General features: G+C 71.2%; 23 protein-coding genes. 14 read left to right on the top strand and 9 right to left on the bottom strand.

Annotated elements, in window-relative coordinates; all coding sequences use genetic code 11:
• The first annotated feature begins 89 nt into the window (after positions 1 to 89).
• Positions 90 to 659: a dienelactone hydrolase family protein gene (locus tag ACSUPV_RS30175; protein ID WP_031115735.1), complete on the top strand. Its 570-nt coding sequence runs from the start codon at positions 90 to 92 to the stop codon at positions 657 to 659.
• Between the two features lie 6 nt (positions 660 to 665).
• Here the strand turns inward: ACSUPV_RS30175 and ACSUPV_RS30180 are convergent, their stop codons facing one another.
• The 4 genes from ACSUPV_RS30180 to ACSUPV_RS30195 all read right to left on the bottom strand — a co-directional run bounded on the left by ACSUPV_RS30180 (position 666) and on the right by ACSUPV_RS30195 (position 5,437).
• Positions 666 to 2,336 (bottom strand): alkaline phosphatase D family protein, encoded by a 1,671-nt coding sequence (locus tag ACSUPV_RS30180; protein WP_436948925.1) that lies wholly within the window; start codon positions 2,334 to 2,336, stop codon positions 666 to 668.
• A 93-nt stretch (positions 2,337 to 2,429) separates the two neighbouring features.
• On the bottom strand, positions 2,430 to 3,248 hold the full coding sequence (locus ACSUPV_RS30185) for a thioredoxin domain-containing protein (protein ID WP_037757205.1): 819 nt from the start codon (positions 3,246 to 3,248) through the stop codon (positions 2,430 to 2,432).
• Positions 3,249 to 3,343: 95 nt separating this feature from the next.
• The gene (locus tag ACSUPV_RS30190; RefSeq protein ID WP_037757203.1) at positions 3,344 to 4,039 is read right to left on the bottom strand and encodes a hypothetical protein; all 696 of its coding nucleotides are present in this window, start codon (positions 4,037 to 4,039) and stop codon (positions 3,344 to 3,346) included.
• A 69-nt stretch (positions 4,040 to 4,108) separates the two neighbouring features.
• Positions 4,109 to 5,437, bottom strand: a complete 1,329-nt coding sequence (locus ACSUPV_RS30195) for a DUF2252 domain-containing protein (RefSeq protein ID WP_031115731.1) — start codon at positions 5,435 to 5,437, stop codon at positions 4,109 to 4,111.
• 218 nt (positions 5,438 to 5,655) lie between these two features.
• Here ACSUPV_RS30195 and dnaE point away from each other — a divergent pair, with 218 nt between their 5' ends.
• Positions 5,656 to 9,195, top strand: a complete 3,540-nt coding sequence (gene dnaE, locus ACSUPV_RS30200; RefSeq protein ID WP_031115730.1) for a DNA polymerase III subunit alpha — start codon at positions 5,656 to 5,658, stop codon at positions 9,193 to 9,195.
• 104 nt (positions 9,196 to 9,299) lie between these two features.
• On the opposite strand, the gene ACSUPV_RS30205 is transcribed toward dnaE, so the two are convergent.
• Complete coding sequence (locus tag ACSUPV_RS30205) at positions 9,300 to 9,464, bottom strand: hypothetical protein (RefSeq protein WP_359756493.1); 165 nt, start codon at positions 9,462 to 9,464, stop codon at positions 9,300 to 9,302.
• A 221-nt stretch (positions 9,465 to 9,685) separates the two neighbouring features.
• Here ACSUPV_RS30205 and ACSUPV_RS30210 point away from each other — a divergent pair, with 221 nt between their 5' ends.
• The 4 genes from ACSUPV_RS30210 to ACSUPV_RS30225 all read left to right on the top strand — a co-directional run bounded on the left by ACSUPV_RS30210 (position 9,686) and on the right by ACSUPV_RS30225 (position 13,675).
• Positions 9,686 to 10,897: an NYN domain-containing protein gene (locus ACSUPV_RS30210; RefSeq protein WP_037757200.1), complete on the top strand. Its 1,212-nt coding sequence runs from the start codon at positions 9,686 to 9,688 to the stop codon at positions 10,895 to 10,897.
• 123 nt (positions 10,898 to 11,020) lie between these two features.
• Positions 11,021 to 11,995 (top strand): ABC transporter ATP-binding protein, encoded by a 975-nt coding sequence (locus ACSUPV_RS30215; protein WP_359792282.1) that lies wholly within the window; start codon positions 11,021 to 11,023, stop codon positions 11,993 to 11,995.
• A 100-nt stretch (positions 11,996 to 12,095) separates the two neighbouring features.
• Positions 12,096 to 12,917, top strand: coding sequence for an ABC transporter permease (locus ACSUPV_RS30220; protein WP_031115726.1), 822 nt, complete (start codon positions 12,096 to 12,098; stop codon positions 12,915 to 12,917).
• A gap of 56 nt (positions 12,918 to 12,973) precedes the next feature.
• A complete protein-coding gene (locus ACSUPV_RS30225; protein WP_037757195.1) occupies positions 12,974 to 13,675 on the top strand; it encodes a hypothetical protein in 702 nt (233 codons plus the stop codon).
• 16 nt (positions 13,676 to 13,691) lie between these two features.
• Here ACSUPV_RS30225 and ybaK read toward each other — a convergent pair whose 3' ends face one another.
• The 4 genes from ybaK to ACSUPV_RS30245 all read right to left on the bottom strand — a co-directional run bounded on the left by ybaK (position 13,692) and on the right by ACSUPV_RS30245 (position 17,697).
• On the bottom strand, positions 13,692 to 14,192 hold the full coding sequence (gene ybaK, locus ACSUPV_RS30230) for a Cys-tRNA(Pro) deacylase (protein ID WP_031115724.1): 501 nt from the start codon (positions 14,190 to 14,192) through the stop codon (positions 13,692 to 13,694).
• Positions 14,193 to 14,214: 22 nt separating this feature from the next.
• Positions 14,215 to 14,955: an LON peptidase substrate-binding domain-containing protein gene (locus tag ACSUPV_RS30235; RefSeq protein ID WP_031115723.1), complete on the bottom strand. Its 741-nt coding sequence runs from the start codon at positions 14,953 to 14,955 to the stop codon at positions 14,215 to 14,217.
• An 11-nt stretch (positions 14,956 to 14,966) separates the two neighbouring features.
• Entirely contained in the window at positions 14,967 to 15,998 is a 1,032-nt protein-coding gene (locus ACSUPV_RS30240; RefSeq protein WP_031115722.1) for a hypothetical protein, read from the bottom strand.
• Positions 15,999 to 16,119: 121 nt separating this feature from the next.
• Positions 16,120 to 17,697: an oxidoreductase gene (locus ACSUPV_RS30245; protein WP_037757189.1), complete on the bottom strand. Its 1,578-nt coding sequence runs from the start codon at positions 17,695 to 17,697 to the stop codon at positions 16,120 to 16,122.
• Between the two features lie 179 nt (positions 17,698 to 17,876).
• Here ACSUPV_RS30245 and hisD point away from each other — a divergent pair, with 179 nt between their 5' ends.
• The 8 genes from hisD to hisF are packed head-to-tail and all read left to right on the top strand — an operon-like array spanning position 17,877 to position 23,587.
• A complete protein-coding gene (gene hisD, locus ACSUPV_RS30250; protein ID WP_037757186.1) occupies positions 17,877 to 19,202 on the top strand; it encodes a histidinol dehydrogenase in 1,326 nt (441 codons plus the stop codon).
• A complete protein-coding gene (locus ACSUPV_RS30255) occupies positions 19,199 to 20,320 on the top strand; it encodes a histidinol-phosphate transaminase (RefSeq protein WP_436948926.1) in 1,122 nt (373 codons plus the stop codon). Before hisD ends, ACSUPV_RS30255 begins: the two co-directional genes overlap by 4 nt.
• Positions 20,317 to 20,910 (top strand): imidazoleglycerol-phosphate dehydratase HisB, encoded by a 594-nt coding sequence (gene hisB / locus ACSUPV_RS30260; protein WP_030932889.1) that lies wholly within the window; start codon positions 20,317 to 20,319, stop codon positions 20,908 to 20,910. Before ACSUPV_RS30255 ends, hisB begins: the two co-directional genes overlap by 4 nt.
• Positions 20,907 to 21,071, top strand: a complete 165-nt coding sequence (locus tag ACSUPV_RS30265; protein WP_031115716.1) for a hypothetical protein — start codon at positions 20,907 to 20,909, stop codon at positions 21,069 to 21,071. The genes hisB and ACSUPV_RS30265 overlap by 4 nt, the downstream gene beginning before the upstream one ends.
• Positions 21,068 to 21,712 carry an imidazole glycerol phosphate synthase subunit HisH gene (gene hisH, locus ACSUPV_RS30270; RefSeq protein WP_031115715.1) on the top strand — a complete coding sequence of 215 codons (645 nt, stop codon included), beginning with the start codon at positions 21,068 to 21,070 and terminating at the stop codon, positions 21,710 to 21,712. The genes ACSUPV_RS30265 and hisH overlap by 4 nt, the downstream gene beginning before the upstream one ends.
• Positions 21,709 to 22,434, top strand: coding sequence for a bifunctional 1-(5-phosphoribosyl)-5-((5-phosphoribosylamino)methylideneamino)imidazole-4-carboxamide isomerase/phosphoribosylanthranilate isomerase PriA (priA, locus tag ACSUPV_RS30275; RefSeq protein ID WP_031115714.1), 726 nt, complete (start codon positions 21,709 to 21,711; stop codon positions 22,432 to 22,434). The genes hisH and priA overlap by 4 nt, the downstream gene beginning before the upstream one ends.
• The gene (locus tag ACSUPV_RS30280; RefSeq protein WP_359792264.1) at positions 22,431 to 22,832 is read left to right on the top strand and encodes a RidA family protein; all 402 of its coding nucleotides are present in this window, start codon (positions 22,431 to 22,433) and stop codon (positions 22,830 to 22,832) included. The genes priA and ACSUPV_RS30280 overlap by 4 nt, the downstream gene beginning before the upstream one ends.
• Positions 22,832 to 23,587, top strand: coding sequence for an imidazole glycerol phosphate synthase subunit HisF (gene hisF / locus ACSUPV_RS30285; RefSeq protein ID WP_031115712.1), 756 nt, complete (start codon positions 22,832 to 22,834; stop codon positions 23,585 to 23,587). The genes ACSUPV_RS30280 and hisF overlap by 1 nt, the downstream gene beginning before the upstream one ends.
• Positions 23,588 to 23,670: the final 83 nt, after the last annotated feature.

The raw sequence follows: 23,670 nt of genomic DNA on the forward strand, positions 1-23,670 counted from the left end.
CTCACCGGGGGCATGAACATGTGACTTCGGCGGCGTCCTGGGTAGTGCCGCGATCCCGGCCCGTCACACCCGGCTGGCACCATGGCCTCATGAACATCATGCTCTTTCACTCGACCTTCGGGCTGCGGCCCGCGGTGCACCAGGCCGCTGACCGGCTGCGGTCGGCCGGTCACGAGGTGTGGACGCCCGACCTCTTCGAGGGGCGTACGTTCGAGACGGTCGAGGAGGGCATGGAGCACAAGGAGAAGATCGGCAAGGACGAGCTGCTGAAGCGGGCCGTGCTCGCGGCCGCGCCCTACTCGGAGCGCGGGCTGGTGTACGCCGGCTTCTCGCTCGGCGCCTCCATCGCCCAGACCCTCGCCCTCGGCGACGACAAGGCCCGCGGCCTGCTGCTCCTGCACGGCACCTCGGACATCGCGCCGGGCGTCACGGTGGACGAGCTGCCGGTCCAGCTGCACGTGGCGGAGCCGGACCCGTTCGAGACGGACGACTGGCTGAGCGCCTGGTACCTCCAGATGGGCCGCACGGGCGCCGACGTCGAGGTCTACCGGTACGCCGGGGCCGGCCACCTGTACACCGACCCCGACCTGCCGGACTACGACGAGGAAGCGGCCGAGGCCACCTGGCGGGTGGCGCTCGGCTTTCTCGACACCCTGTAGCAGCGGCTACACCGGGGCGTGGACCCGCTCGACCTTCTGCGTGCCGCTGCGCGTGCGGTACGAGCGGGACCACTGGGCCGTCGCGTCGCGCTTCGCGCGGTCGGAGATGACGTAGTAGTCCATCTGGGCGCGCTCGGCCGTGAGGTCCAGGACGCCGAAGCCGTGGCGGTCGGTGTCGACCCAGTGGACGTGCCGGTTGGCCGCGCGGATGACCGGCGAGGCGACCGCCGAGACCGTGCCCTCCGGGACCTTCACGATGTCGTCGAGGTTGTCCGAGGTGACCGAGGTGACCACGAACTCCGTCGCGGCCGACGGGGAGAGTGGGTACGTGCCCGCGTCCACCGGAACGTCGTTGGCCCAGGCCATGTGGATGTCGCCGGTGAGGAAGACGGTGTTGCGGATCGCGTTCGTGCGCAGGTGTGCCAGGATCTCGCGGCGGTCGGCGGTGTAGCCGTCCCACTGGTCGGTGTTGAGGGCGAGGCCCTCCTGCGGCAGGCCCAGCAGCTTGGCCAGGGGCTTCAGCAGGTCGGCGGAGAGCGAGCCGATGGCGAACGGCGAGATCATCACGGAGTTGCCGACCAGCCGCCAGGTGGTGTCGGACGCCTTCAGGCCCGCCTTGAGCCAGTCGAGCTGGGCCCGGCCGGTGAGCGTGCGGTCCGGGTCGTCGACCTCGCCGTCGCCGACCTTGACCTGTTGCGAGCGGAACGAGCGCAGGTCCAGCAGCGAGAGGTCGGCCAGCTTGCCGAAGCGCAGCCGGCGGTAGGTGGTGCCGGCGATCGCGGGACGCACCGGCATCCACTCGAAGTAGGCCTGCTTTGCGGCGGCCTGGCGGGCGGACCAGGTGCCCTCGGCGCCTTCCGTGTGGTTCTCCGCGCCGCCCGAGAAGGCGTCGTTGGCGAACTCGTGGTCGTCCCAGATCGCCACGACCGGGGCCGCCGCGTGCAGCGCCTGGAGGTCCGGGTCGGTCTTGTACCGCGCGTGCCGGACGCGGTAGTCGGCGAGCGTGACGATCTCGTGGGCCGGGGCGTGCGGGCGGACGACCGTGCCCCGGGTGCCGTACTCGCCGGTGCCGTACTCGTAGATGTAGTCGCCCAGGTGGAGCCAGGCGTCCAGGTCGCCGCGGGCCGCGAGATGGCGGTACGCGGAGAAGTAGCCGGCCTCCCAGTTCGCGCAGGAGACCACGCCGAAGCGGAGGTTCGTGACGGCCGCGTCGGCCGCCGGGGCGGTGCGGGTGCGGGCGGCGGGGGAGTCGGTGCCGCCCGCGGAGAAGCGGAACCAGTAGTCGGTGGCCGGTTCCAGGCCGCGGATGTCGGCCTTCACCGTGTGGTCGGAGGCGGCGGTCGCGGTGGTGGAGCCCTTGGCGACGACGGTGGTGAACGCCTTGTCCCTGGCGACCACCCAGCTCACCTCGGTGTCCGGGCCGAGCCCGGAGCCGGGTATCGCCTCCGGGACCGGCGTCACACGGGTCCACAGCAGCACGCCGTCCGGCAGCGGGTCACCGGAGGCGACGCCGTGCAGGAAGGCGGGAGTCTGGTCGGCGGCGCGCGCCGGCAGGGAGGCGGCGAGCGGCCCGGCCAGGACAGCGGTCGCCGCCGCGGCCTTGACGACCGTACGGCGGCGCGGGGAGAGGGAGTTGAGGCCCTCGGACGTGTTCGATGATCTGTATCGACTGGTCACGACCGATCAGGTTACTGATCGGTATGCACCAGAGCGGGCGAACTGAAGGAAGTTCGCCCGCTCTTCACATGCCGGCCGGTCCCTGACCTGCCGTCACTTCTTCAGGGCCTCGCCCACGACCCGGTTGAAGTCGTCCACCGTCATCAGCGGCGTGCCCTGGCTGTCGGCGGTGAGCTGCTTGCCGTCCATCACGAAGGAGGGGGTGCCCTGCACGCCGTCCTTGTTGTCGTCGAAGGTCTTGGACATGGCCATCGCCCAGGCGTCGTAGGTGCCCTTCTCGACCGCGTCCTGGAACTTCTTGTTGTCCTTCAGCTCGGGGACGGTGTTCGCGACCTCGATGAGGTAGCTGTCGTCCTTGAACTTGTCGGTCGTCTCCTCCGGGTGCCACTTCGCGGAGTACAGCGCGGCCTTGTAGTCGAGGAACGCCTTGTCGCTCACGTTCAGCGCGGCGCCCAGGGCGCTCAGCGCGTTCTTCGAGCCCTCGCCGTTGTCCTTGTTGTCGATGAACGTGGCACCGATGAACTGCATCTTGTACTTGCCGTCGTCGACGTCCTTCTTCAGGGTCGGGCCGACGGTCTGTTCGAACTGGGCGCACACGGGGCAGCGCGGGTCCTCGTAGACCTTCAGGGTCTTCTTCGCCGACTCCTTGCCGATGACGACCGTGGTGCCGTCGGTGCCCGTGGTGTTGGCCGGGGTGACGACCTTCTCGTCCTTCACCGCTTCCCAGTGGGTCGGCTTGTTGGCCTGCACGACCGCGTAACCTATGCCGCCGGCCACGGCCAGGACGCCGACGATGGAGCAGGCGACGATGACCTGCCGCTTGGCCTTGGCCCGCTTGGCCTCGCGCTCGCGCTCGGCGCGCAGCCGCTCACGGGCCGCCGACTTCGCCGCCTGGCTGTTCCTCTTGCTCATGGTGATGTTCTCCGTTGGGGACGCGCACACTCGTGTGCGGGATACGTAGGGGGGACTGCCGGTGCTCGAAAGCGCCTCGTGCGAAGGCGTATGCCTTACGCGAAGGCGGGCGAGCACGGCGGTCCGCGCCGTCCCAGGGAGTACGCGAGGACCAGGTCACGCGCGGTGGGCGTGCGGTCGGCGGGGCGCGGCGGCAGCCGGTGCCCCGCCGGTCGCCGCTGCGACGTCACCGCGGCGACCGCCAGCAGCAGCGGCCGGAACGATGTCGCCGCCACCGCCCGCAGCAGTTCGGCCAGGGCCCGCTCGCCGCGGCGCAGCCACACTGCGGCGACGAGGCCGACGCCGATGTGCGCGCCGAGCAGCAGCCAGGCGGTGGCCGGGTCGGCGTGGGCGACCACGGCCGCGAGGCGTTCCGTGCCCGTGGCCCCGGCCATGCGGGCCAGCGGGGTGCCGACCTCGCCGCCGCCGCACAGCACGTCCAGACCGACTGAGCGCAGCGGGCCCGCCACCGGGCCGCCCGCCCGGCCGTAGCAGGCGTGCTGACCCGTGGTGAACACCGTGTCGGCGGCGAGCTCCAGCGGGATCAGCAGGGCCGCGATCCGCCCGAAGGAGCGCTCGCGGCCCGCCAGGGCGTAGGCGATCAGGAACACGGCGGCGGCGACCGCGGCCACCGTGCCCAGCGGGAGCGGGGCCCGGGACAGCAGCACGTGCGACGCGGTGCTGAGCGTCACGACCACTGCCGTGAACAGCGCCGCGCGTACGGCTCTGAGCTGGATCCCGGATATGTCCATAGCGAGAGAAGAGTCTGTCACGGGGGCCTGTAAGGGACCCCTAAAGGATGCCTGTGAAGGGTCTTTCCGTCACAGACCCGGAATCCGGCCGTTGCGGAACAGGTCCACGAAGATCTGGTGGTCGGCACGCGCGCGGGCACCGTAGCCGTGCGCGAAGTCGACCAGCAGCGGTGCGAAGCCGTCCTCGTCGGCCGCGATCGCCGCGTCGATGGCCCGCTCCGTGGAGAAGGGCACCAGGGACTCGCCGGACTGGTCGTCCGCCGCCGAGTGCATCGTGGCCGTCGCCCGGCCGAGGTCGGCCACCACCTGGGCGATCTCCTCCGGGTCGTCGATGTCGCCCCAGTCGAGGTCCACCGCGTACGGCGAGACCTCGGCGACCAGCTGGCCCGCGCCGTCCAGCTCGGTCCAGCCCAGCCAGGGGTCGGCGTGCGCCTGGAGGGCGCGCTGGGAGATGACCGTGCGGTGCCCCTCGTGCTGGAAGTAGTCGCGGATCGACGGGTCCGTGATGTGCCGGGAGACCGCCGGGGTCTGGGCCTGCTTGATGTAGATCACGACGTCGTTCTCCAGGGCGTCGCTGTGGCCCTCCAGGAGGATGTTGTACGACGGCAGTCCCGCCGAGCCGATGCCGATGCCGCGCCGGCCGACGACGTCCTTCACGCGGTAGGAGTCCGGGCGGGCCAGGGAGCTGTCCGGGAGCGTCTCCAGATAGCCGTCGAAGGCGGCGAGGACCTTGTAGCGGGTGGCCGCGTCCAGCTCGACGGAGCCGCCGCCCGGCGCGAAGCGGCGCTCGAAGTCGCGGATCTCCGTCATCGAGTCCAGCAGGCCGAAGCGGGTCAGCGAGCGGGCGTCACGCAGCGCGTCCAGCAGCGGACCCTGCGCGGTGTCCAGCGTGAACGGCGGGACCTCGTCGCTCTTGGCGCCCGTGGCCAGGGCGTGGATCCGCTCCCGGTAGGCGCCCGCGTAGATCTGCACCAGCTCGGTGATCTGCTCGTCGCTGAGCGCCTTCGCGTACCCGATCAGCGCGATCGACGCGGCGAAGCGCTGCAGGTCCCAGGTGAAGGGGCCGACGTAGGCCTCGTCGAAGTCGTTGACGTTGAAGATCAGGCGGCCGTTCGCGTCCATGTACGTGCCGAAGTTCTCCGCGTGCAGGTCGCCGTGGATCCACACGCGTGAGGTGCGCTCGTCCAGGTAGGGGCCGCCGAGTATCCCGTCCTGGTCCAGATCGCGGTAGAAGAGGCAGGCCGTACCCCGGTAGAAGGCGAAGGCCGAGGCCGCCATCTTCCGGAACTTCACGCGGAACGCAGCCGGGTCGGCGGCCAGGAGCTCGCCGAAGGCGGTGTCGAAGACGGCGAGGATCTCGTCGCCGCGCTGCTCGCCGTTGAGCTGGGGGAACGACATCGCTGGGTGCCTCCTGGTGCAGAACGTCTCGGGGACGGCTGGTCCGTCCCCTGCGTAACGTGTGGCGGCCCGCGGGAGTGCCCGCGACCCTCGCACGAAGGTACGCGGGTCAGCCCTCCGCGTGTCAGTGTCGAGGCATAGACTTCGACGCTGTCCCCCAGACTGTCCGCAGCCTGTCGGACCCCATTCGACGAACGTTTTCCCTGGAGGCCGCAGCCGTGTCAAAGCCGCCGTTCACGCACCTGCACGTCCACACCCAGTACTCGCTGCTGGACGGTGCCGCGCGGCTGAAGGACATGTTCAACGCGTGCAACGAGATGGGCATGACGCACATCGCCATGTCCGACCACGGCAACCTCCACGGGGCGTACGACTTCTTCCACTCCGCGCAGAAGGCGGGGGTCACGCCGATCATCGGGATCGAGGCGTACGTCGCGCCCGAGTCGCGCCGCAACAAGCGCAAGATCCAGTGGGGCCAGCCGCACCAGAAGCGGGACGACGTCTCCGGTTCCGGTGGCTACACCCACAAGACGATGTGGGCGGTGAACAAGACCGGCCTGCACAACCTCTTCCGGCTCTCCTCCGACGCCTACGCCGAGGGCTGGCTGCAGAAGTGGCCCCGGATGGACAAGGAGACCATCGCCCAGTGGTCCGAGGGGATCGTGGCGTCCACCGGCTGCCCCTCCGGCGAGATCCAGACCCGGCTGCGCCTCGGCCACTTCGACGAGGCCCTCAAGGCCGCCGCCGACTACCAGGACATCTTCGGCAAGGACCGCTACTTCCTGGAGCTGATGGACCACGGCATCGAGATCGAGCACCGGGTCCGCGACGGCCTGCTGGACATCGCCAAGAAGCTCGGCATCCCCCCGCTGGTCACCAACGACTCGCACTACACCTACGCGCACGAGGCGACCGCCCACGACGCGCTGCTGTGCATCCAGACCGGCAAGAACCTCTCCGACCCGGACCGCTTCAAGTTCGACGGCACCGGCTACTACCTGAAGTCCACGGAGGAGATGTACGCCATCGACTCCTCGGACGCCTGGCAGGAGGGCTGCGCCAACACCCGGCTGATCGCCGAGATGGTCGACACGACCGGCATGTTCGAGAAGCGCGACCTCATGCCCAAGTTCGACATCCCGGAGGGGTACACGGAGGTCAGCTGGTTCCGCGAGGAGACCCTGCGCGGCATGCACCGCCGCTTCCCGGACGGCATCCCGGACGACCGCATGAAGCAGGTCGAGTACGAGATGGACACCATCATCTCGATGGGCTTCCCGGGCTACTTCCTCGTCGTCGCCGACTTCATCATGTGGGCGAAGAAGCAGGGCATCGCGGTCGGCCCCGGCCGTGGTTCCGCGGCCGGCTCGATCGTCGCCTACGCCCTCGGCATCACCGACCTCGACCCCATCCCGCACGGCCTGATCTTCGAGCGGTTCCTCAACCCCGAGCGCATCTCCATGCCCGATGTCGACATCGACTTCGACGAGCGCCGGCGCGTCGAGGTGATCCGGTACGTGACCGAGAAGTACGGCGCCGACAAGGTCGCCATGATCGGCACGTACGGCACCATCAAGGCCAAGAACGCGATCAAGGACTCCGCGCGCGTGCTGGGCTACCCGTACGCGATGGGCGACCGCATCACCAAGGCCATGCCCGCCGACGTCCTCGGCAAGGGCATCAACCTGGACGGCATCACCGACCCGAACCACCCGCGCTACTCGGAGGCGGGCGAGGTCCGGGCGATGTACGAGAACGAGCCCGACGTGAAGAAGGTCATCGACACCGCCAAGGGCGTCGAGGGCCTGGTCCGGCAGATGGGCGTGCACGCCGCCGGCGTGATCATGTCCAGCGAGACCATCACCGACCACGTGCCCGTCTGGGTCAGGCACACCGACGGCGTGACCATCACGCAGTGGGACTACCCGAGCTGCGAGTCGCTCGGCCTGCTGAAGATGGACTTCCTCGGCCTGCGCAACCTGACGATCATGGACGACGCCGTCAAGATGGTGAAGTCCAACAAGGGGATCGACATCGATCTCCTGAGCCTCCCGCTCGACGACCCCACGACGTTCGAACTGCTCCAGCGCGGCGACACCCTCGGCGTCTTCCAGTTCGACGGCGGCCCCATGCGCTCCCTGCTCCGGCTGATGAAGCCGGACAACTTCGAAGACATCTCCGCTGTGTCGGCCCTGTACCGCCCGGGCCCGATGGGCATGAACTCCCACACGAACTACGCGCTGCGCAAGAACGGGCAGCAGGAGATCACGCCCATCCACCCCGAGCTGGAGGAGCCGCTCAAGGAGGTCCTGGACGTCACCTACGGCCTGATCGTCTACCAGGAGCAGGTGCAGAAGGCCGCCCAGATCATCGCCGGCTACTCGCTCGGCGAGGCCGACATCCTCCGCCGCGTGATGGGCAAGAAGAAGCCCGAGGAACTGGCGAAGAACTTCGTCCTCTTCCAGGAGGGCGCCCGCAAGAAGGGCTACAGCGACGAGGCCATCCAGGCGCTCTGGGACGTACTGGTCCCCTTCGCCGGCTACGCGTTCAACAAGGCCCACTCCGCCGCGTACGGACTCGTCTCGTACTGGACGGCGTACCTGAAGGCGAACCACCCCGCCGAGTACATGGCCGCGCTCCTGACGTCCGTGAAGGACGACAAGGACAAGTCGGCCGTCTACCTCAACGAGTGCCGCCGCATGGGCATCAAGGTGCTCCCGCCGGACGTCAACGAGTCGATGTCCAACTTCGCCGCCCAGGGCGACGACGTGATCCTCTTCGGCCTCTCCGCCGTCCGCAACGTCGGTACGAACGTCGTCGAGTCGATCATCAGGTGCCGCAAGGCCAAGGGGAAGTACACCTCCTTCCCGGACTACCTCGACAAGGTGGAGGCGGTCGTCTGCAACAAGCGCACCACCGAGTCGCTGATCAAGGCCGGCGCCTTCGACGCCATGGGGCACACCCGCAAGGGCCTCACCGCGCAGTACGAGCCGATGATCGACAACGTGGTCGCGGTCAAGCGCAAGGAGGCCGAGGGGCAGTTCGACCTCTTCGGCGGCATGGGCGAGGAGGAGAGCAGCGAGCCCGGCTTCGGCCTCGACGTGCAGTTCACCGACGAGGAGTGGGACAAGACCTATCTGCTCGCCCAGGAGCGGGAGATGCTCGGTCTGTACGTCTCCGACCACCCGCTGTTCGGCCTGGAGCACATCCTGTCCGACAAGGCCGACGCGGGTATCTCCCAGTTGACCGGCGGTGACTACTCCGACGGCTCCGTGGTCACCATCGGCGGCATCATCTCGGGCCTGCAGCGCAAGATGACGAAGCAGGGCAACGCCTGGGCCATCGCCACCGTCGAGGACCTCGCCGGCTCGATCGAGTGCATGTTCTTCCCCGCGACGTACCAGCTCGTCTCGACCCAGCTCGTCGAGGACGCCGTGGTGTTCGTCAAGGGCCGCCTCGACAAGCGCGAGGACGTGCCGCGGCTCGTCGCCATGGAGCTGATGGTGCCGGACCTGTCGAACGCGGGCACCAACGCGCCCGTGGTCCTCACCATTCCGGCCACCCGCGTCACGCCGCCTCTGGTGAGCCGTCTCGGCGAGGTCCTCAGCCACCACAAGGGCGACAGCGAGGTCCGGATCAAGCTCCAGGGACCGACCAAGACCACCGTGCTCCGCCTGGACCGGCACCGGGTGAAGCCCGACCCGGCGCTCTTCGGCGACCTGAAGGTGCTGCTCGGGCCGTCCTGCCTGGCGGGATGACGAGCGAGCCGCGGACGGCTCTCGATGCGCGTGAGGGGCGTACCCGGTACCTGGGTACGCCCCTCGTGCATGCGCCTGGGTCTCGACGACCCGTCACACAGACGTCAGTTGTGGCCGAAGCTGCGCTTCCGCTTGCGGGACGCCACGTCACCGGGGGTCAGCTCGACCTCGGGCTGGGGCTCCGTCTCCGCCGTGGGACGGCGGTCCGCTCGCTGACCGCGCTCGGTCGGACGCTGCTGCTTACGGTCACGGTTCTTGTTCTTGGCCATGGTGATGCCTCCTGTGGGGATCTAGGGGCCAGGGCCGGGACCAGATTCACACAGGCCGACAACGATCGCATGTCGGACAATTACCCTGCGTGACAGGGGGAGTCGGAGCAGGGTGGCGCGAAACGCCACGCCGAAGATCGAGTTCCGGCCGTTAACCTCCGCGCCGTCGGGCAGACTCGAAGCAAGCCCGAAGCAAACCTCCTGGGAAGAGGGTGAGTCGCGTGGACCGCTGCATCGTCCTGGTGGACGCCGGGTATCTGCTGGGAGCCGCGGCGAGTCTCCTCGCCGGGGAGCCCTCACGGTCCCGCATCACCGTCGACCACACGGCCCTCATCCAGGGGCTGCGTGAGCGCGCGGAATCCGACACACAGCAGCCGTTGCTGCGCATCTACTGGTTCGACGGCGCCCCCGACCGCGTCCCGCAGCCCGAGCACCGCCGGCTGCGCGTGATGCCCCGGGTCACCGTCCGGCTCGGCGCCTTGACCCGCAGCGACGGCCGCTGGGCGCAGAAGGGCGTGGACGCCGCCATGCACGCCGAACTCACCGAACTGGCCCGCAACCGCGCCTGCTCCGACGTCGTCCTCGTCACCGGCGACGGCGACCTGCTGCCCGGCATGATGGCCGCGAAGGAGCACGGCGTCGCCGTCCACCTGTGGGCCGTGCAGGCCGCCGACGGCGACTACAACCAGTCCGAGGACCTCGTCGCCGAGGCCGACGAGCGGCGCGTCCTCGACCGCACGTGGATCACCAAGGCCGTCCGCGCCAAGGAGTACTCGGGGGTGTGCGCCCCCCAGCCCGCGCCCCGGCCCGAGATCGCCGCGATCCTCTCCGCGCCGCTGCCCGACTCCGCCCTCTCCGCCCCGCCCGAGCGCCCCGCCCCGCCGCCCCAGCACCCGGCGGCCGGTCCCGGGCAGAACGGCAGCGAGGAACGGGTGCCCGCCCCCAAAGGGGTCCCGACGCCCAAAGACCTGGCCGCCCTGCGCGCCCCCGGCACCCAGCCCGCCCAGCACCCCGCCTCCGCCACCCTCCGCTGGTCCTCCGACAAAGGCTGGGTCGACCGGCCCCCGGTCGAGCCCCCCGAGGCCGCCTCGATGCCGACGCTCGCCCAGCTGACCACCGCCGAGCAGCGGTGGGCGGACCGCGAGGAGGACATCACCACTGTCGGCGGCGACCCCTACGAGGTGGGGCAGGTCTTCGCCCGACGCTGGGTGGAACGCCTCGGCGACCAGAGCCACCTGCAGAAACTGTCCGGGATGTACCCGCGCATCCCGCACCGCGTCGACGGCGAGCTGCTGCGCTACGCCGCCCGCTTCGGCCTGCTCGCCCACAAGGACGACCAGATCGACGAACGCGACCGGTACGCCATCCGGGCCGGCTTCTGGAAGGAGATCGGCGTGCGCACGGGCGTGGAGCACGCCCCGGTCGGCGACTGAGGACTTTGCCGGCGGATTTCCGGTTGTGGACCGACCCGAGAGCGGACCGGGCCCGCCGACCCCGTAGTCTCGTCCCTTGTGAGTACGCGCGCGGCACAGGCATTTCGGCACGATGGTGACGTCGTGTGCGCCGTGCGCGGGCTGACCAAGACCTATCCGGCGGTCCGGGGCCGCCGCGGCACGCCCGGCACACCCGAGGTCCGGGCCACGGACGACGTACGGCTGGACATCCGCCGCGGCGAGATCTTCGGCCTGCTCGGGCCGAACGGCGCCGGGAAGTCCACCCTCGTCCGGCAGCTCACGGGGCTGATGCGGCCCGACCACGGCAGCGTGGAGATCCTCGGCCACGACATCGTCCGCCACCCGGAGCGGGCCGCGCGCATCCTCGCCTACCTCGGGCAGGAGTCGACCGCCCTCGACGAACTGACCGTGTCCCTCGCCGCCGAGACCACCGGGCGGCTGCGCGGCCTGGACGTCCGGCGGGCGCGGGCCGAACGCGACGACGTCCTCGCCGAGCTGGGGCTCACACCGCTCGCCGGGCGGCCGCTGAAGAAGCTGTCCGGGGGCCAGCGGCGCCTGGCGTGCTTCGCCGCCGCGCTGGTGGGGGAGCGGCCGCTGCTCGTGCTCGACGAGCCCACCACCGGCATGGACCCGGTGGCGCGGCGGGCCGTGTGGTCCGCGGTGGACCGGCGGCGGGCCGAGCGCGGGACGACCGTGCTGCTCGTCACCCACAACGTCATCGAGGCCGAGACCGTGCTGGACAGGGTGGCCGTCCTGGACCGGGGGCGGGTGATCGCCTGCGACACCCCGGCCGGGCTGAAGGAGCAGGTCGCCGGTGAGGTGCGCGTCGACCTGGTGTGGCGGGACGCGGCGCCGCTGCACGTGCCGGAGGTGGCCGCGCTGCGGGACCGGGCCGTGGAGTCGGGCCGCCGCTGGACGCTCCGGCTCGGGCCCGAGGAGGCGCGGGCGGTCGTCGCCACCGTCACCGGCGGGGCCGCCTTCGCCGCCCTGGACGACTTCACGCTGGCCACGCCGAGCCTGGAGGACGTGTACCTGGCCCTGGGCGGTGCCGCGCAGCAGGGACTGGTGAAGGCGTGAGGGACGTGAGGAACACCGAGGCCTTGAGCGCGTGGGCCGCCGTGTACGTACCGAACAGGGCGACTGCCGCAGTGGACCCGACGAAGGGGAGCAGCGCGACGTGAGTGTCGTACCCGCCGATGTCCTGCCGGGCAGTGCCCTGGCCGCGGAGGAGCCCGCCGCGTGCGCGGCCGAGCTCGGACCTCGGGCGCGGCTGTGGCCTTCGCTGGCGGCCGTGTACCGGGCGCAGTTGTCCCGGGCGCGGGTCGCGCGGATCCCGCTGCTGTTCGTGGCGACCTTCCAGTCGATCGGGATCATGATCCTGATGCGCGGGGTCGTGGACGACGGGGCGGAGGCGCAGGCCGTCGTCGCCGGGTCGTCGGTCCTCGTGGTCGCCTTCGTCGCGCTGAACCTGCTCGCGCAGTACTTCGGGCAGCTGCGGGCCAGCGGCGGGCTCGACCACTACGCCACCCTGCCGGTGCCGCCCGCGGCGGTGGTGCTGGGCGCGGCCGGCGCGTACGCGTCCTTCACCGTGCCCGGGACCGTCGTGACGGCGGTGTTCGGCTGTGTGCTGTTCGGGCTGCCGCTGGCGCACCTGTGGATCCTGGTGGCCGTGATCCCGCTGGCGGGCGCCGCGCTCGCCGGGCTGGGGGCGGCGCTCGGGCTGCTCGCGCCCCGGCCGGAGCTGGCCACGCTGCTGGGGCAGCTCGGCATGTCGGCGGCGCTGCTGCTGGGCGTGCTGCCGGCGGACCGGATGCCGGAGGTCGTGCGCTTCGCGCGGGACCTGCTGCCGTCGACGTACGGCGTCGAGGCGTTCGCGCGCACGTTCGGGCCGGACCCCGACTGGGCGTTCGTACTCGGAGATCTCGCCGTGTGCGGTGTGGTGGGCGTCGTCTCCCTGGCCGTGGCGACCTGGGCCTACCGGCGGGCGGCCGTCCGATGAGCGGGGAGGGATCGTCCGGTGACGCGGGGCACAGGCGGGCCTGGCACGATGGCAGGGTGACCGCACCACTGACTCCGCCACCGCCACCGCATGAACGTTCCGCACAGGGTTCGTGGCAGCCGCCGGCCGCGGCGCCCGGGGCTGAGGCTCCCGGGTCCCAGCAGGCCGAGTACGCCGAGTACGCGCACGGCTGGTACGGACAGGACGGCCCCGGCATGAAGACGGAAGTGCGGGAGGCCGGTGTGGTCGCCCTGGCCGTGGCGCTCGGTGGGGTGCTGCTGGGTGTGCTGTGGTGGTGGCTCGCGCCGCACGTGCCGCTGGTCGGTGACGTGGTGGACGGGAACTGGGTCGTCTACCTCAAGGACACCGAGGGCGAGCAGGCCGTGGGGGTGGACGGTACGTTCACCCTGCTCGGGCTGGGGTTCGGGGTCGTGAGCGCGCTCGTGGTCTTCCTGCTGCGGCGGCGTGGGGGTGTGCCGCTGGTGGTGGGTCTCGCCCTCGGCGGGCTGCTCGGGTCGTTGCTGGCCTGGCGGCTCGGGGTGTGGCTCGGGCCCGCGGAGGACGTGGTCGCGCACGCGCGGGAGGTGGGCAAGGGGGTGACGTTCTCGGCGCCGTTGAAGCTGGGCGCGAAGGGGGCGTTGCTGGCCTGGCCGCTTGCCGCGCTGGTGCTGCATCTGGGGCTGACGGCGTTGTTCGGGCCGCGGGATCCTGAGCCGGAGTTCGAGCACGGGGCGTATCCGTCACAGCCGGCTGCCTAGAGCAGCCAGGCAGCGGCTACGGACGACCGATCGGGGCCAGGGTCGCTTCCGTCAGCTTGGTCAGAGTCTCCGGCGCCAGCTCCACCTCCAGCCCCCTCCTCCCCGCCGACACGCAGATCGTCGGGTGGGCCGAGGCCGACGCGTCCAGGACCGTCGGGAGTTTCTTGCGCTGGCCCAGCGGTGAGATGCCGCCCCGGACGTAACCCGTGGTGCGTTCCGCCAGGGCGGGGTCGGCCATCGTCGCGCGCTTGCCGCCCACCGCCGCCGCAAGGGCCTTCAGGTCCAGTTGGCCCGCCACCGGGACCACCGCCACCGTCAGCGTGCCGTCGACGTCCGCGACCAGGGTCTTGAAGACGCGGTCCGGGGAGACGCCCATCGCCTCGGCCGCCTCCTCGCCGTAGGACGGGTGGGACGGGTCGTGGTCGTAGGAGTGGACCGTGTACTCCGCTCCCGCCGCCGTGAGGGCCACCGTCGCGGGTGTGCCGCCGGACTGCTGCTTCTTCGACTTCTTCGCCATGCGATCCGCTCGCTCCGGACGTTCAGTTGAGACTCATCGGGCCGCGCGTCAGTTCCGACGCGGGCAACGACGGCAGACTACGGATGATCGCCGTCTCGGAGCGAAGGACTTTCAGCTCGTCGCGCAGACGGGACGCCGTGTCGGGCGCCTGAAGCAGGCGCTGCTTGGTCGGCGTGTCCAGCATCATCGCCGCCGCCACGAGGTACGACACCACGCCCGGTTCGTCGGGCAGGTCGGCGCCGGTCGTCAGGGACCGTTCCCGCGCGCCCGCCAGCCGCTTCTGGTACTGCCGGAACGAGCGCAGCACCCCCTCGGCCAGTGGCGCCGCCTCGTCCCCGGGCTCCTCCGCCAGCGGCTCCAGCTCGGCCGTCAGGAAGGGACCGGACGCCTCGACGGACAGCAGCTTCACCCGGGTCGTGCCCGTCGCCAGCACCTCGAAGGAGCCGTCGGTGCGCTCCCGGATCGTCGCCGCGTCCGCGATACAGCCCACCTTGTGGAACGCCTTCGCCGGGTCCGCGCCGAATCCGGCCGCGGGCCCCCGCTCGGGCACGGCCGTCGGGTCGGGCATGCCGGGCGCGCTCGGAGCCACCTCGTGGCCGTCGCGGATCGCCACGACGGCGAACCTGCGCGGCTCGTCCTCCGGCGTCTTCAGCAGCTCGCGCATCATGGCGCGATACCGCTCCTCGAAGACGTTGAGCGGGAGCACGAGCCCCGGGAACAGCACCGAGTTCAGGGGGAAGAGGGGGAGCCGGACGGTGGTCACGACGCAAAAGCCTAATGGTCGCCGGAGCGGACTCGTCCGCCCCGTTCACTCCGTGGATGCCCGGACGGCTCACCGGCGGTCGCGGCCCGGACGTCGCCGCACACCCGGAGGAAGTGCCCGAGCGGGTCGTCCGACACCTGGTCCCAGGGGAACGAGGTGGCGTACGGGCCGTTCAGGCGCAGCTGTTCGGCGGCGTCCGGCCAGCGTTCCAGGCGGACCAGGACGTAGACGAGCAGGTTCCGCATCCGGGCGGGCCAGGGGTCGGCAGCCGGGAGCAGCGGGGACAGCGCGATCGCCCGGTCGGCGGCCGCGTCCAGCCGCTCGCGCGGCACCACAGGCCCGCAGCGGTCGGTGAGGTAGCCGAAGGCCGCCCGCACGCCGAGCGCCTGGACGAGCGCGTCGGCGGGCGCGTCCTGCGCGGCCCGGTCGGCGAAGTCGAAGCACTCGTGGTGCGAGCCGTGCCAGGAGGTGGCCAGGTAGCGCAGGGCCGCCACATGGCAGCCGTAGTGGTGCGGGGCCCGGCGCACGGCCGCCGCCCACAGCTCCTCGAAGTAGGTGTGCCCGGCCTGTGCGCCCCGGGCGTGGTCGAGTGCGAGCCGCCACGGCACCGGGTCGCGCTGGTCGCCCCGGGCCGCCGCCGTGATCAGCGGGCTGACCTCGCGCAGCGCCTCGGCCCGGGCCGGTGACTGCCAGGCGCGGTCCACCGCCAGCTGCGCCCCGACCAGCAGCGCGTCCGGGTCCTTCGGGGAGGTGGCGAGCCAGGCGTCCAGCCACTCGGGGCGCGAGCGCGCGAAGGCGGCCAGCCGGGTCACGTAGCGGTCGCGCCGCTCCCACTCGGCCGCCGCGCGGGTGGCCAGGAGCAGCCCCGCGGCAGGTCCGTGATCGCCCCGGGCGGCGGCGACCAGTGCCGGGCTCAGGCGCGCGTCGGGCGCGTCGAGCAGCACCTCGTCGTCGGTGTACGGCTCGCCGACGGGGTGGGGAGCGGTCCTTGTCATCCGGCTCGCGCGGATGAACGGCAGCTGCATGGCCATGGTGCCGACCATTGAAAGACCGCTGGTCACGGCGGCGCCAGAGCGTTCATCGAACCTCCGGAAAGTTGTACGCCCGATGGTCAAGAGAGCGTAAAGATGTGCCAGTTCAACAACCACAGTCACAGCAACACCATCAGTTGCGCCGCAGCAGCCGCGTGGCCCCCGCCGCCACCGTCGTCGCCAGGATCCAGCCCAGCAGGATCATCGCCGTCGCCAGCCACTGCCAGCCCCCGCGCAGCTGCCAGAAGCCCACCTGGCCCAGATCGATGACCGGCAGCAGCAGATCCAGGGTGAAGAGCGTGGGGTTCCACTCCGGGTGCTCGCCGCGCTTCAGCGGTGGGTGGCCGGCCTGCGCGAAGGCGAGCGAGCCCGCCGCCCACAGCACCGCCATCCACACGGCCGCCCGGCCCGGCCGGTACCCGTAGGCGACCGTCCAGTCCTGCGCGTAGCCCCACAGCTTGGCGGCGAGCGGCAGGCTCTCGCGGTGCCGGCGCTGCTTGGCGAGCAGCACCTCCCGGGCGTCCTCGTCCTCCCCGCCGGCCCGCAGCACGGCCGCCAGCCGCTCGTACGGCTCCGGGTTGTACTCGGCGGTCGCCGCCGCCACCCAGTCCAGCCGCTCGGCCAGCGGGAACGGCCCGCGCGGCACGAGGTTTTCGTAGGCGAAACCACCCATGTGCAGCCGCCCCGGGCCGGGCCAGGCGTCCGCCCGGTCCATCAGGTTGATGACCTTGGCGCCCGACAGCACCACACGCCCGCGCGCCGGAGGCTCCCCGAGGAACCGCAGCTCCGGCGTCTGCACCCGGCGCAGCGACAGCTCCTGGTCGTCCGTGAGGGTGAACCGGGCCCGCTCGAAGTCGACGGCGTCACCGAACCGCCCGTCGTCCAGCCGGATCCCGCCCTCGCACTCGAAGCGCTGTATCCGGGTCCCGCGCGCCGGGGTCATGCCGCTCATCGCCTGGGCGCCGACGCCCGCCGGGGTCAGGTACAGGCTGCGCTCGACGGTCAGCTGCGGCGCGTTCAGCGCGAGCCGCTCGTACGGGTTGGCCAGGCGTGCCCCGCGCAGGCTCAGGGAGACGCCGATGGTCGCGGCGCGCAGGCTCAGCTCGCCGTGCGACTCCAGCAGCTCCGCCTGTAAGTCCTGCCCGACGGTCATGCCGTCCGCGGCGATCGACCGGCCGCTGCGGTCCCGGTGCACGATCGCCTGGTTGAGCATCAGGTCCGTGCCGATCTGCGCGTCCGTGAGCCGGATGCCGCGGTGGAAGCGGCAGCGGGGCAGATGCAGATCGCCCTCGGTGTGCACCCGGGCCGCCTCCAGCCGCGGCACCGAGCAGTCCACCATCCGTACGGTCGTGAAGCGGGCCTCCGGCAGCAGCACGTCCTGCTCGAACCGGCACCGGCGCATCTCGACGTACGGCACCACCTGGCCGCCCGCAAGGTCCAGCGAGCCGCTGACCTGCACGCCGACCAGCTTCAGCGACGACACCCGGCCGGCCAGGGCGGGCGGTCCGTCGAGCAGCAGCCAGCACACGATCCGGGCCCGCACGGTCCGTTCCTCGCCCCACGGGTGGCCGCCGTGCGGATCGTCCGCCACGGTGTCGCCGCTGCTCAGGTCGTACACCGTGCCGTTGCGGAAGGCCTGCCACATGCCGGCCTCGGCCGCGGTCAGGTCGTCGGGCAGATCTCCGGCGCGCGCGCCGGCCCCCTCGGTCACAGCTCTTCCTTTCCTCCCCGGATACTCGCCGGTTCGTCCCTTCGTACAACTGTTCATGCCCGCTGGGTGACGCCCCGAAAGCAGTGCGTGAAGGGGATCTTCCGGCTTCGCGCGACGCGCCGTATCAGTCATTGATACGCGCGGACGGCGCCTCACCCGGGTCTGAGAGAATTGAGCACGTGATCTCCCGAATCGATCTGCGCGGCGACGCCCTTCCCGAGGGCCCCGCCCTGCGTGACCTGCTGCCCCGAGCCGAGTTCGACGTTCAGGCCGCCCTGGAGAAGGTGCGTCCGATCTGCGAGGACGTGCATCATCGGGGCGACGCGGCGCTGATCGAGTACGCCGAGCGGTTCGACGGGGTCAGGCTCGACCAGGTGCGGGTGCCGGCCGCCGCGCTCACGCGCGCGCTCCAGGAGCTCGACCCGGCCGTGCGCGCGGCCCTGGAGGAGTCCATCCGCCGCGCCCGGATCGTCCACCGCGAGCAGCGCCGCTCCCCGCACACCACCCAGGTCGTGCCCGGCGGCACCGTGACCGAGAAGTGGGTGCCGGTCGAGCGGGTCGGGCTGTACGCGCCCGGCGGCCGGTCCGTGTACCCGTCCTCCGTGATCATGAACGTGGTGCCCGCCCAGGAGGCCGGCGTCGAGTCCATCGCGCTCGCCTCCCCGGCCCAGGCCGACTTCGGCGGCCTGCCGCACCCGACGATCCTCGCCGCCTGCGCCCTGCTCGGCGTCGACGAGGTGTACGCGGCCGGCGGCGCCACGGCCGTCGCGATGTTCGCCCACGGCACCGAGTCCTGCCCGCCCGCGAACATGGTCACCGGCCCCGGCAACATCTGGGTCGCCGCCGCCAAGCGCTACTTCACCGGAAAGATCGGCATCGACGCCGAGGCCGGCCCGACCGAGATCGCGGTCCTCGCCGACGACACGGCCGACCCGGTGCACGTCGCCTCGGACCTGATCAGCCAGGCGGAGCACGACCCGCTGGCCGCCGCCGTGCTGGTCACGGACTCCGTGGAGCTCGCGGACGCGGTCGAGAAGGAACTGGAGCCGCAGGTCGCGGCCACCAGGCACGTCGACGACCGGATCGTCCCGGCCCTGTCCGGCAAGCAGTCCGCGATCGTCCTGGTCGACGGCATGGACGAGGGCCTGAAGGTGGTCGACGCATACGGCGCCGAGCACCTGGAGATCCAGACGGCCGACGCCGCCGCACTGGCCGACCGGGTGAAGAACGCCGGCGCGATCTTCATCGGACCCTGGGCCCCGGTCTCCCTCGGCGACTACGCGGCCGGCTCCAACCACGTCCTGCCCACGGGCGGCTGCGCCTGCCACTCCTCCGGCCTGTCCGTCCAGTCCTTCCTGCGCGGCATCCACATCGTCGACTACACGAAGGACGCGCTGGCCGAGGTCGCGCACCACGTGGTCACGCTGGCCGAGGCGGAGGACCTGCCGGCCCACGGCGCGGCGATCAAGGCGAGGTTCGACTGGAAGGTTCCGCAGGGCAAGTGAGCGACGTACGCATCGACGATCTCCCCGTACGGGACGAGCTGCGCGGCAAGTCCCCCTACGGCGCGCCCCAGCTGGACGTCCCCGTACGGCTGAACACCAACGAGAACCCCTACCCGCTGCCCGAGCCGCTGGTCGAACGCATCGCCGAGCGGGTCCGTGAGGCCGCCCGGAACCTCAACCGCTACCCGGACCGGGACGCGGTCGAGCTGCGCACGAAGCTCGCCGAGTACCTGACGACGACCTCCGGGTACCAGGTCGGCCTTGCGAACGTCTGGGCGGCGAACGGCTCCAACGAGGTCATCCAACAGCTGCTGCAGACCTTCGGCGGGCCGGGCCGTACCGCGATCGGCTTCGAGCCGTCGTACTCGATGCACGCCCTGATCGCGCGCGGCACCGGCACGGGCTGGATCTCCGGGCCCCGCAACGACGACTTCACGATCGACCTCGCCGCCGCCGAGAAGGCCATCGCCGAGAACCAGCCGGACGTCGTCTTCATCACCACCCCCAACAACCCCACCGGCAACGCGGTCCCACCGGAGACGGTCCTCGCGCTGTACGAGGCCGCTCAGGCGGCGAATCCCTCGATGGTCGTGGCGGACGAGGCGTACATCGAGTTCAGCCACGGCGACTCGCTGCTGCCGCTGCTGGCGGGCCGCCCCCACCTCGTCATCTCCCGCACGATGTCGAAGGCGTTCGGCGCGGCGGGCCTGCGCCTCGGCTACCTCGCCGCGCACCCGGCCGTCGTCGACGCCGTCCAGCTGGTCCGGCTGCCCTACCACCTGTCGGCCGTCACCCAGGCGACCGCCCTGGCCGCCCTGGAGCACACCGACACCCTGCTCGGCTACGTCGAGCAGCTCAAGGCCGAGCGGGACCGCCTGGTCACCGAACTGCGCGCGACCGGCTACGAGGTCGTCGAGTCCGACGCCAACTTCGTGCAGTTCGGGCGATTCGACGGCGAGGGCGGCGCGCACGCGGCCTGGCAGAAGATCCTCGACCGGGGCGTGCTGGTCCGGGACAACGGCATTCCGGGGTGGCTGCGTGTGTCGGCCGGAACCCCCGAAGAGAACGACGCGTTCCTCGACGCGGTCCGTGAACTGAAGAAGGAGCAGAGCACATGAGCCGCGTGGGACGCGTGGAGCGAGTCACCAAGGAGACGTCGGTGCTCGTCGAGATCGACCTCGACGGGTCCGGCAAGGTCGACGTGTCGACAGGCGTCGGCTTCTACGACCACATGCTCGACCAGCTCGGCCGCCACGGTCTGTTCGACCTCACGGTGAAGACCGAGGGCGACCTGCACATCGACTCGCACCACACCATCGAGGACACCGCCCTCGCGCTGGGCGCCGCCTTCAAGCAGGCCCTCGGCGACAAGGTCGGCATCTACCGCTTCGGCAACTGCACGGTCCCGCTGGACGAGTCCCTCGCCCAGGTCACCGTCGACCTGTCGGGCCGCCCCTACCTCGTGCACACCGAGCCCGAGAACATGGCGCCGATGATCGGCGAGTACGACACCACCATGACCCGGCACATCCTGGAGTCCTTCGTGGCCCAGGCCCAGATCGCGCTGCACGTGCACGTGCCCTACGGGCGCAACGCGCACCACATCGTGGAGTGCCAGTTCAAGGCGCTCGCCCGCGCCCTGCGCTACGCCTCCGAGCGCGACCCGCGCGCGGCCGGCATCCTCCCCTCCACGAAGGGCGCCCTGTGAACGGCATCTCGACCCTGCTGATCGTCGTCGGCCTGTTCCTCGTCGGCGGGATCTACTCCTTCGTCAAGCAGAAGATGCCCAAGGGCCTGATCGTCCTGCTGTCCATCGGCGCCGCGATGTGCCTGGCGGCCGGTGTCCTGAGGCTGGAGGTGTGGAATTGAGCGCCCCCCGCAAGAGCGTCGTCGTCTTCGACTACGGCTTCGGCAACGTCCGCTCCGCCGAGCGTGCCCTCGCCCGCGCGGGAGCCGACGTCGAGATAACCCGTGACTACGACAAGGCCATGAACGCCGACGGGCTGCTCGTGCCCGGCGTCGGCGCCTTCGCCTCCTGCATGACGGGCCTGCGCGAGGCACGCGGCGACTGGATCGTGGACCGCCGGCTCTCCGGCGGCCGCCCGGTCATGGGCATCTGCGTCGGCATGCAGATCCTCTTCGCACGCGGCATCGAGCACGGCGTGGAGAGCGAGGGCCTCGACGAGTGGCCCGGCTCCGTCGAGCCGCTCCAGGCCGAGATCGTGCCCCACATGGGCTGGAACACCGTGGACGCGGCACCCGGCTCACGGCTCTTCGCCGGCCTGGACGCCGACGCGCGCTTCTACTTCGTGCACTCCTACGCCGTCCACGACTGGTCGCTGGAGACCCGCAACCCGGCGATCGAGGCCCCCAAGGTCACCTGGTCCACCCACGGCAAGCCGTTCGTCGCGGCCGTCGAGAACGGCGCCCTGTGGGCCACGCAGTTCCACCCCGAGAAGTCCGGCGACGCCGGAGCCCAGCTCCTCACCAACTGGATCGGAACACTGTGAGCAAGCTCGAACTCCTCCCCGCCGTCGACGTCCGCGACGGCCAGGCCGTCCGCCTGGTGCACGGCGAGTCCGGCACGGAGACCTCCTACGGCTCCCCCCTGGAGGCCGCCCTCGCCTGGCAGCGCTCCGGCGCCGAGTGGCTGCACCTGGTCGACCTGGACGCCGCGTTCGGCACCGGGAACAACCGCGAGCTGATCGCCGAGGTCGCCCAGGCGATGGACATCAAGGTCGAGCTGTCCGGCGGCATCCGCGACGACGACACCCTCGCCGCCGCCCTCGCCACCGGCTGCACCCGCGTCAACCTCGGCACGGCCGCCCTGGAGACCCCCGAGTGGGTCGCCAAGGTCATCGCCGAGCACGGCGACAAGATCGCCGTCGGCCTGGACGTGCGGGGCACCACCCTGCGCGGCCGCGGCTGGACCCGCGACGGCGGCGACCTCTACGAGACGCTGGAGCGCCTGAACAAGGAGGGCTGCGCCCGCTACGTCGTCACCGACATCGCCAAGGACGGCACGCTCCAGGGCCCGAACCTGGAGCTGCTGAAGAACGTCTGCGCGGCCACCGACCGCCCCGTCGTGGCCTCCGGCGGCGTCTCCTCGCTGGACGACCTCCGGGCCCTCGCCGGCCTCGTGCCCCTCGGTGTCGAGGGCGCGATCGTAGGGAAGGCGCTGTACGCGAAGGCGTTCACTCTTGAAGAGGCCCTGGAGGCAGTGTCGTCATGACGTCCGAAGCCGTGCGGCGGGTGCAGAGCGGAAGTCCTTGGGAAGAGTCCTTCGGTTTTGCACGTGCCGTCGCGGCGGGCGACCACGTGCTGGTGGCGGGCACCACGTCCTTCAAGGGCGACGTGCTGTACGGGGAGGGCGACCCGTACGAGCAGGCAAAGGTGGCCTTCACCAGCGCGCTCGACGCGATCGCCGAGTTCGGGCTCGGCGCCGGGTCGGTGATCCGCACGCGCGTGTACCTGGCGCACTCACGGGATCTCGACGAGGTGGGCCGCGCCCACAAGGAGCTGTTCGACACCGTGCGCCCGGTCGCGACCTTCCTGGTCGTGGAGGGGTTCGTCGACCCCCGCGTGCTGGTGTCCGTGGAAATCGAAGCATTCAGAGGAGCCGTGACCTGATGACCCTGGCGGTCCGAGTCATCCCCTGCCTGGACGTGGACAACGGCCGGGTCGTCAAGGGCGTCAACTTCCAGAACCTGCGCGACGCGGGCGACCCCGTCGAGATGGCCAAGGTGTACGACACCGAGGGCGCCGACGAGCTGACGTTCCTGGACATCACCGCCTCGTCGGGCAACCGCGAGACGACGTACGACGTGGTGCGCCGCACGGCCGAGCAGGTGTTCATCCCGCTCACGGTCGGCGGCGGCGTCCGCACCGCCGAGGACGTCGACAAGCTGCTGCGGGCGGGCGCGGACAAGGTCGGCGTCAACACCGCCGCCATCGCCCGCCCCGACCTCATCCGCGAGATCGCGGAACGCTTCGGCCGCCAGGTCCTGGTCCTCTCGGTCGACGCCCGCCGCACCGAGTCGGGCTCCTTCGAGGTCACCACCCACGGCGGCCGCCGCGGCACCGGCATCGACGCCGTCGAGTGGGCGCACCGGGCCGCCGAACTGGGCGCCGGCGAGATCCTGCTCAACTCCATGGACGCCGACGGGACCAAGGACGGCTACGACCTGGAGATGATCCGGGCCGTACGCAAGCACGTCACCGTCCCCGTCATCGCCTCGGGCGGCGCGGGCCGGCTGACGGACTTCCCGCCGGCCATCGAGGCGGGCGCGGACGCGGTGCTGGCCGCGTCGGTGTTCCACTTCGGGGACCTGCGGATCGGCCAGGTGAAGGAGACCCTGCGTCAGGCGGGCCACCCCGTGCGGTGACACCCGCGCGGTGGAGCCCCGGCCGCCCGCCGCGGCCGGGGCTGCTTCATGTCCGCCTCAGATCCGGAGCCGCTGCGTATCCG

The organism is Streptomyces sp. SudanB52_2052 (assembly GCF_964272415.1).
GTDB classification, from domain to species: domain Bacteria; phylum Actinomycetota; class Actinomycetes; order Streptomycetales; family Streptomycetaceae; genus Streptomyces; species Streptomyces olindensis.

What these genes read in the sequence shown, in the direction of transcription:
- ACSUPV_RS30175 (WP_031115735.1), top strand. Translation starts at nt 90, where the DNA reads ATGAACATCATGCTCTTTCACTCGACCTTCGGGCTGCGGCCCGCGGTG.
- ACSUPV_RS30185 (WP_037757205.1), bottom strand. Translation starts at nt 3,248, where the DNA reads ATGAGCAAGAGGAACAGCCAGGCGGCGAAGTCGGCGGCCCGTGAGCGG.
- ACSUPV_RS30190 (WP_037757203.1), bottom strand. Translation starts at nt 4,039, where the DNA reads ATGGACATATCCGGGATCCAGCTCAGAGCCGTACGCGCGGCGCTGTTC.
- ACSUPV_RS30195 (WP_031115731.1), bottom strand. Translation starts at nt 5,437, where the DNA reads ATGTCGTTCCCCCAGCTCAACGGCGAGCAGCGCGGCGACGAGATCCTC.
- ACSUPV_RS30205 (WP_359756493.1), bottom strand. Translation starts at nt 9,464, where the DNA reads ATGGCCAAGAACAAGAACCGTGACCGTAAGCAGCAGCGTCCGACCGAG.
- ybaK (WP_031115724.1), bottom strand. Translation starts at nt 14,192, where the DNA reads ATGGCGAAGAAGTCGAAGAAGCAGCAGTCCGGCGGCACACCCGCGACG.
- ACSUPV_RS30240 (WP_031115722.1), bottom strand. Translation starts at nt 15,998, where the DNA reads ATGGTCGGCACCATGGCCATGCAGCTGCCGTTCATCCGCGCGAGCCGG.
- hisB (WP_030932889.1), top strand. Translation starts at nt 20,317, where the DNA reads ATGAGCCGCGTGGGACGCGTGGAGCGAGTCACCAAGGAGACGTCGGTG.
- ACSUPV_RS30280 (WP_359792264.1), top strand. Translation starts at nt 22,431, where the DNA reads ATGACGTCCGAAGCCGTGCGGCGGGTGCAGAGCGGAAGTCCTTGGGAA.
- hisF (WP_031115712.1), top strand. Translation starts at nt 22,832, where the DNA reads ATGACCCTGGCGGTCCGAGTCATCCCCTGCCTGGACGTGGACAACGGC.